This window comes from Allobosea sp. TND4EK4 (assembly GCF_900156025.1).
In the GTDB taxonomy this organism is placed as follows: Bacteria; Pseudomonadota; Alphaproteobacteria; order Rhizobiales; family Beijerinckiaceae; genus Allobosea.
In genome coordinates this window covers 1-4268 of record NZ_FTMO01000044.1, presented here as the reverse complement: position 1 = coordinate 4268, position 4268 = coordinate 1, and the positions used below count along the sequence as shown (strand labels likewise).

The window sequence follows — 4268 nt, the reverse complement described above, 5'->3', positions numbered from 1 at the left end:
CCCGAACCATCGCCATGACCTTAAAGCTAGACTTAAGGTCACACCGTTCGGGAAATGCCGCCCACCGCGCAAGGCGGCCGAGACCGGACGGTTACGGAGAGTTGTCGAACTGGGCCTTGCTGTTGTTCGCCGCCTGGGTGACCAGCGCCTCCGACTCGAGCATCTTGTCCCGAAGCGTCGTGACGTAGCTCAGCTGGTCGCCATCCGTTGTATCGACGCCGAACAGGTCATTGACCCGCTCAATGATCTCGGCGAGGCGGACCTTTTCCTTCTCCTGGAGCGTGCCTGAACCCGACGCGGTCATGGGCGCGAGCTTGGCCTCGTCGCGTCCGGACACGTCGAGCCGGCGCTGACCGTCGTTCTTGAGGCTGTGGTGGGTGAGCGCGACCTTCGACAGATCTACGCCTTCACGCTCGCGCCCGAATTCGAGGAGCGGCACCAGGCGCTTGTAGAAGATGAAGCGCTTCTCGACACCGGTGTTGGCGTAGTCGAAGATCTGGGAGAGGAAGCTGTAGGCGCTCTGGTAGGCGACTATGTCGCTCCGGAAAAGTAAGAGCGCGTTGACTTCGTCTTGGGCGTCGTTCGAGCCCTGGGCGTCATCGCGGTCGCGAGCGGCTCGCAGGCGCTCCTGAGCGGCCTTGTAGCGTCTTAGCAAGCGATCGGCCACCGGCTCTATCGCAGCGACCAGGTCGCCCTGCTTGGCTTTTGGATCCATCTCGACCGCCGCGACGCGATCAACCTCGAACTCGTCGTAGTGGCCACTGGCATCGAGCTTGGCCTTGAGATCGAGCACGATGTTGGGATCCGTGACGCCCTCGAGCTCTGCTGTGTCGTAGTAGGTGCTGAAGGCGCTGAGGATCTCCTCGGAGGAATTCACGAAGTCGAGGACGTAGGTCGTGTCCTTGCCAGGGTGGGCGCGGTTGAGCCGCGAGAGCGTCTGCACGGCCTGGATCCCGGCCAGGCGCCGATCGACATACATTCCGCAGAGCAGCGGCTGGTCGAAACCGGTCTGGAATTTGTTGGCGACGAGCAGCAGGTGGAAGTCGGCGCCCGCGAACGCCTCGCGGATGTCTCGCCCCTTGAGCCCGGGGTTCAGCGTGCTGCTGCCTTCCGTGAACGGCTCATCGCTCGACTCCGGATCCGCGACCTCGCCGGAAAACGCTGCGAGCGTGCCGAGGCTGTAGCCTTTTGACTTGATGTAGCGGTCGATCGCCAGCTTCCACCGCACGGCCTCGACGCGGCTCGCTAGCACGACCATAGCCTTGGCCTTGCCCTCGAGTAGCGGCTGCACGTTTTCACGGAAGTGCTCGACGACGATCTCGACCTTCTTGGCTATGTTGTAGGGGTGGAGCCGGACCCAGCGCATGATGCCCTTCAGGGCTGCGCTACGCTCCACCTCCTGCTCGTCCCACTCCTGTCCGCCGTTCGCGAGGCGGAAGGCCAGACGGTAGGGCGTATAGTTCTTGAGCACGTCGAGGATGAAGCCCTCCTCGATCGCCTGCCGCATCGAGTAGACGTGAAAGGCCGCTGGCAGGTTGCTCGGCCCAGCCGGTTCGTCAGGGTTCGGTCGGCGCCCGAAGAGTTCTAGCGTCTTACCCTTGGGGGTAGCTGTGAAGGCCACGTAGGTGACGCCTGTCTCACCCGCTCGCGCGGCCATCTGTGCCGTCAGGATGTCCTCGGCGCTCGCTTCGCCACCGTCCTGGAGATCGGCGATCTCCAGTGGCGAGAGGATCTGCTTCAGTTTCTGAGCGGCCTGACCGGTCTGCGAGCTGTGCGCCTCGTCGGCGACCACCGCAAAGCGCTTGCCCTCGGTCGCGGCGAGCTCGCGCACGGCGTCGAGAGCAAAGGGGAAGGTCTGGATCGTGCAGACGATGATCTTCTTGCCTTGGGCCAGTGCTTCGGCGAGCTGGCCGCTCTTGGCGCCGCCTTCGCTCCGGATCGTAGCAACCACGCCTGTCGTGCGCTCGAAGCCGAAGAGCGCGTCCTGCAGCTGAGCGTCAATGACATTGCGGTCGGACACCACGATCACCGTCGAGAACAGCTTTCGGTCCCCGGCGTCGTGCAGATCGGCGAGGAAGTGGGCTGCCCAGGCAATCGAGTTGGTCTTGCCGGAACCGGCCGAGTGCTGGACCAGGTATTTGCCGCCCGCTCCCTCGACGCGAACGGCACCTGAGAGCTTTCGAGTAGCATCGAGCTGGTGATACCGCGGGAAGACCAGGCCGGTGGCAGCACGCTTAGTGTCTCGTTGTAGGACCAGGTAGCGGCCCAGGATCTCGAGCCAGCTCTCGCGCTCGAGGATCTCCTCCCACAGATAGGCGGTGCGGTGACCGTTCGGGTTCAGTGGGTTTCCGGCGCCGCCCTGGTTGCCTTTGTTGAAGGGCAGGAACCGTGTCGAGGCGCCTGCGAGTCTGGTCGTCATATGCACCTCGCTGTTGCTGACGGCGAAGTGCACCAGTGCCCCGTTCGGGAATGACAGGAGCGGCTCAGGCGCCTGGCCCTTGGAGCGAGGGAGCCGGTCGAACCTATACTGATCGATGGCGTCGGTGATCGACTGGGTGAAGTTGGTCTTGAGCTCGATCGTCGCGACCGGCAGGCCGTTCAGGAACAGGACGAGGTCGATGCTGTTCTCGTTGGTTGTCGAGTAGCGGAGCTGGCGGACGACGCGGAGGCGGTTCGCTCGGTAGGCCGCGATGATGTCGGGGTTCGTGCCAAAGGCAGGGCGGAACTGGGCTAGGGCGATGCGTCCCTGGACGCCGACCATGTCGATCCCGTGCCGTATGACCTCCAGCGCACCACGGTCATCGATCTGCTTGCGCACACGGTCGAGGAGTGCTGCTTCTGCACCTGCGCCATGAGAGCGGTTCAGGGCGTCCCAGGCTTTGGGCTGCGTCTGCTGGAGCCACGCTACGAGATCCGTTGGCAGGAGTGCCCGGCCGCGATCATACGCCGTTGTGCTACTGGGCTCGTAGAGCCAGGCATGTGCTGCCAAATGAGCGCAGATCTCATCCTCGAAGCTAATTTCCCTATGTAGGGTCATGGCTTGCTCATGGTATCAGATGAAGCACTATGAGCATGCTGGTAGCTGCTCGCGACGGTAGCGATCAAATAGGCGAAACTCGCTAGAGCCGATTTTCTTCAGGAAAATCAGTAGCCCGGATCCTTGATGCGGTCTCTCAATCAAATACCCATCAAACAAAATCAGGCCCACCATGGCAGGTAGCGAGCAGCCTTCTTGGCCTGCCCTTCTTCGACTGGCTTGATCCGACCAGCTTCGATCGCGTCCCTAATGATCCTCGACACGATCGCTGCGTTCCCTGGTTCGACCCGGAAACGTTCTCGCAATGAGGTGTTCGTCACTGGTTCTCGATTCACGTAGCGAAGGCAGGCGTGCAGATAGCAGGCATGGACCTTCTCATGCTTGTCCATGTCGCGCAGTGCTTTCGGTGCAAAGAGGGTGACACGGAATGCCCCTTCCTGCTTCTCCCAGATCGGCGCTGGAAGCTGGTGAAACTCCGTCTCGAAGACGACCTTGTCGACGCCGGTGCCACGCTCTTCACAAATGCCGACACGGCGCATGAACCTCGCCAACGCCTCGTTTCGCGATCGAGGCGCATGATCAAGCAAGCGCTGGATGTCGATTAATGGCGCGCCAGGGTTCGTGATCTCAATGCGCCCGTCGAAGATCTCCACCATCGGACCGGTGCCGCTGATGTCGAAGTCCTGATGAATGAGTGCATTCGCCACTAACTCGCGGACGGCAAGCTCTGGGAAAAGTGGAACGGCTTGACGGAGGGCCTGGCCAATCACCTCGTTGCGGGGCAGCTGGCTGTCGATCCACTCGATGAGCCCGGCGAAGCCGGACGCATAGCCTCGCGTTCCTTCTTGTTCTCGCTGTGTGATGATGCGCGTCTTGTCTTTGTAGACGACGACCCGAACGGCCTTGCGCGCCAGATTTGGAAAGTCTGCGAGCCGACGAGCGTAGAGAATGGCTCCGAGGTTGGTTATGTCGAAATGGCCTGCGTCGTTGCGGACGACGAGCCGGTCCTCCTCGAGCTTGGAGATGATGCCGCGGCGGTCCGCTGGCAGAGTGACCTGAGCCCCTGAACTTCCTCCATGAATGGGTAGAGTCTGTCGCGAAGGAGACGACGGATGAAGCCCTCACGTTTTTCGGAAGAGCAGATCATCGGGATGCTGAAGGAGCAGGAGGCGGGTTCGAAGACCGCCGATATCTGCCGGAAGTACGGGATCTCGGCCGCCACGTTCTACAA

At 61.9% G+C, this 4268-nt stretch carries 4 protein-coding genes; 2 read left to right on the top strand and 2 right to left on the bottom strand.

Annotation, left to right across the window (positions count from 1 at the left end):
- Nucleotides 1-91: 91 nt before the first annotated feature.
- Both BW981_RS22070 and BW981_RS23310 read right to left on the bottom strand, forming a co-directional pair.
- Entirely contained in the window at nt 92-3037 is a 2946-nt protein-coding gene (locus BW981_RS22070; protein ID WP_083712570.1) for a type I restriction endonuclease subunit R, read from the bottom strand.
- 161 nt (nt 3038-3198) lie between these two features.
- On the bottom strand, nt 3199-3744 hold the full coding sequence (locus BW981_RS23310) for an ATP-binding protein (RefSeq protein WP_210188725.1): 546 nt from the start codon (nt 3742-3744) through the stop codon (nt 3199-3201).
- Nucleotides 3745-3783: 39 nt separating this feature from the next.
- Here BW981_RS23310 and BW981_RS23305 point away from each other — a divergent pair, with 39 nt between their 5' ends.
- Nucleotides 3784-4104, top strand: coding sequence for a hypothetical protein (locus BW981_RS23305; protein ID WP_210188724.1), 321 nt, complete (start codon nt 3784-3786; stop codon nt 4102-4104).
- Nucleotides 4105-4149: 45 nt separating this feature from the next.
- On the top strand, nt 4150-4268 hold a 119-nt coding region (locus BW981_RS22060; RefSeq protein ID WP_139333908.1), incomplete at its 3' end, for a transposase.

Excerpts from the sequence above, each read along its gene's own strand:
- BW981_RS22070 (WP_083712570.1), bottom strand. The coding sequence starts at position 3,037 with ATGACCCTACATAGGGAAATTAGCTTCGAGGATGAGATCTGCGCTCAT.